The organism is Micromonospora sp. MH33, from assembly GCF_003013775.1.
Lineage (GTDB): Bacteria > Actinomycetota > Actinomycetes > Mycobacteriales > Micromonosporaceae > Micromonospora > Micromonospora fulviviridis.
Window position 1 is genome coordinate 1 of record NZ_MUYZ01000551.1, and the last position, 2,270, is coordinate 2,270.

Annotated in this window: 4 protein-coding genes; 3 read left to right on the plus strand and 1 reads right to left on the minus strand. The window is 75.8% G+C overall.

Annotation, left to right across the window (positions count from 1 at the left end; all coding sequences use genetic code 11):
- The 3 genes from B0E53_RS35665 to B0E53_RS35675 form a co-directional block, all read left to right on the plus strand.
- On the plus strand, window positions 1-373 hold a 373-nt coding region (locus tag B0E53_RS35665; protein WP_168215494.1), incomplete at its 5' end, for an NTP transferase domain-containing protein.
- Complete coding sequence (locus B0E53_RS35670; RefSeq protein WP_107079844.1) at window positions 370-627, plus strand: DUF6457 domain-containing protein; 258 nt, start codon at window positions 370-372, stop codon at window positions 625-627. The genes B0E53_RS35665 and B0E53_RS35670, both read left to right, overlap by 4 nt.
- 88 nt (window positions 628-715) lie before the next feature.
- Entirely contained in the window at window positions 716-1,816 is a 1,101-nt protein-coding gene (locus B0E53_RS35675) for a hypothetical protein (protein ID WP_107079843.1), read from the plus strand.
- A gap of 9 nt (window positions 1,817-1,825) precedes the next feature.
- Here B0E53_RS35675 and B0E53_RS35680 read toward each other — a convergent pair.
- On the minus strand, window positions 1,826-2,270 hold a 445-nt coding region (locus tag B0E53_RS35680; RefSeq protein ID WP_146167946.1), incomplete at its 5' end, for a zinc-binding dehydrogenase.

Below are 2,270 nucleotides of genomic sequence, written 5' to 3' on the forward strand. Positions count from 1 at the left end.
GGCGGGGCTGGCCCGGCTCGACCCCGGCACGGCCACCGTCGCCCTGCTCGCGGCCGACCTGCCGCTGCTCACCCCGGCGGCCGTGGCCGAGCTGCGGGGCGCCCTCGACGGCTCGACCGCCGGAGTGGCCTGCTACGTCGACGGCGACGGCCGCCGGCAGCAACTCTGCGCGGTGTGGCGGGTAAGTGCGCTGCGGTCGGCACTCGACCGGCTGGCCGCCGAGCGCGGCGGGACGGTCGACGGGGCGCCGGTGCGTGGGCTGCTGGCCGGCACGACCGTGCGGGAGGTGTCGTGGTCGGGGTCCGGGCCACCGCCCTGGTTCGACTGCGACACTGACGAGGACGTACGCCGGGTCGAGGAGTGGACGAGATGACGGTGATGGACGACTGGGTCACGGCGGCCTGCGCCGAGCTGGGGCTGGACCCGGCCGAGGTGCCGGTGCCGGCCGTGCTCGACCTGGCCAAGGACGTGGCGCACCAGGTGCTGCGGCCGGGAGCGCCGGTGAGCGCGTACCTCCTGGGGGTGGCCGTGGGGCGCGGCGCGGAACCGGCCGCGGCGGCCGCCCGGCTCAGCGCGCTGGCCGGCACCTGGCCGGTGGAGCTGGACGGGACGGCTCCCGCCGGGTAGCACTCCGCGGGCCGCTGTCCGATCCCGGTCGGGGTGATTCGACCCCCACTGCCCGTGGGTAGGGTGGCGAGGACGGACGGAGGCGATCATGACGGCAGACCACCCCTCGGCGCCGGCCGATGAGCCCGCCGGCGCGACGCCGGAGCAGCACGAGTCGGTCCTGCTGGACGAGCCGACCACGGCCGACCTGCGGGCCAAGGTGACCGAGGCCTGGCGGGAGTTCGCCCGCGCGCTGGCCGAACGGCTGCGGGGCCTGCCCGCCGGCGCGCATCTGGAGGTCACGCTCGACCCGACCGCCTCCGGCACCGGGGACGCCGTCTACTCGGTGAGCGTGGACGCCGGCGAGGAGGGCGGCCTCTCGGCCCGGGCGGTCGGCAACGCCACCCTGCCGCAGGGCTACCGGCTCGACCGGGCCGCGGTGGCCGACATGATCGCGCTCGGCTGGTCCCCGCCCGGCGTGGTGCAGGGCTCCGGCGAGCAGTTCGGCCTGGACTGCCTCGCCGACGAGGCCACCCGGTTGTCGGCAGTGCTGTCCCGCACCCTGCGCGACGTCTACGGCGCCCCGCACCCCGCCTTCCTGGTCTACCTGGTGCACGACGCCGAGGGGGAGCCGCTGCCGGTGGAGCCGCTCGGCACCGCGCGCGGCGAGTTCGGCCCGGACCGCGACGTGGAGGCCGACCTCGACGAGGCGCTGGCGGCCGCCGCTGCCGCCCAGGCCGGCGAGAACGACGTGCTGGCCCTGGAGGAGCGGGTACGCACGGTCGTCTCCACCATGCTGAAGTCCAAGGCCGACCAGGTGCAGGTCGACTCGGACGGCGACATCAACATCCGGGCCGGCTCGGCGATGGTATTCGTCCGGGTCCGCGACAACCCGCCCCTGGTCGACGTCTTCTCCCCGGTGCTGACCGAGGTCGAGCCGACCGAGCGTCTCTACGTGAAGCTCTCCGAGCTGACCAACCGGATGCCGATCGGCCGGCTCTACTGCGCCGATGACACGGTGTGGGCCTCGATCCCGGTGTTCGGCCGCAACTTTCAGGCCACCCACCTGATGCTCGCCGTGCAGGTGATGACCGGGCTGGCCGACGAGCTGGACGACCGGCTGCACGGGGAGTTCGGCGGCAAGCGCTTCTTCGGCGAGGGGGACAAGCCGAGCCGGCCGCAGGAGCACCGCACCGGCATGTACCTCTGACGCCGCCCCTCAGCGGACGTCGAGGAGGGTCTTGCCGACCGTGGCCCGGGACTCGATGGCGGCGTGCGCGTCGGCGGCCCGGTCCAGCGGGAAGCGCTGCCCGATGAGCGGCCGGAGCCGGCCGGCGGCGCCCTCGGCGAGAGCCTGTTCGGTGAGGGCGCGCAGCTCGTCGGGCGTGCCGCCGGGGCGGAGCAGGGTCACGCCTCGAGCGCTGGCCTCCTCCTCGGGCAGGTCCGCCCAGGCGCCGCTGGCCAGCCCGAAGCTGAGCATCCGCCCGCCCCGGTCGAGCAGGTCGAAGGCCGCCCGGGCGAGCGATCCGCCCACCCCGTCGAAGACCACGTCCACCCCGCCGACGGCGGCCCGGACCCGGTCGGTCCAGTCCGGCTCGCGGTAGTCGACCACCGGGTCGAGCCCGCGCCCGCGGAGCAGGGCGACCTTGCGGGGACCGCCGGCC

Excerpts from the sequence above, each read along its gene's own strand:
- B0E53_RS35670 (WP_107079844.1), top strand. The coding sequence starts at position 370 with ATGACGGTGATGGACGACTGGGTCACGGCGGCCTGCGCCGAGCTGGGG.
- B0E53_RS35675 (WP_107079843.1), top strand. The coding sequence starts at position 716 with ATGACGGCAGACCACCCCTCGGCGCCGGCCGATGAGCCCGCCGGCGCG.